Below are 266 nucleotides of genomic sequence, written 5' to 3'. Positions count from 1 at the left end.
TGGGCCTAAATGGACTCGAACCATCGACCTCACGCTTATCAGGCGTGCGCTCTAACCAGCTGAGCTATAGGCCCATACAAATTGCAGGATTTATTTATATCATATCCTCATTTAAGAGTCAACACTGAATTGAACTCTCAAAACTAAACGAAAACGAAACACGGAAACTTATATTGATAAGCAGCGCTTATCAATTCTCCATAGAAAGGAGGTGATCCAGCCGCACCTTCCGATACGGCTACCTTGTTACGACTTCACCCCAATCA

1 tRNA gene and 1 rRNA gene are annotated in these 266 nt (G+C 43.6%); both read right to left on the bottom strand.

The features are described from left to right. Positions 1-74: transfer RNA gene (locus tag HFD78_RS29220), tRNA-Ile, on the bottom strand. Between the two features lie 130 nt (positions 75-204). Beyond that, positions 205-266: ribosomal RNA gene (locus HFD78_RS29215) — 16S ribosomal RNA — on the bottom strand; the annotation flags it as partial.

Origin of the sequence: Bacillus sp. EKM501B (assembly GCF_011800505.1) — a bacterium.
In the GTDB taxonomy this organism is placed as follows: Bacteria; Bacillota; Bacilli; order Bacillales; family Bacillaceae_G; genus Bacillus_A; species Bacillus_A cereus.
The sequence above is the reverse complement of the archived record's forward strand: the minus strand, read 5'-3'. Positions and strand labels throughout refer to the sequence as shown.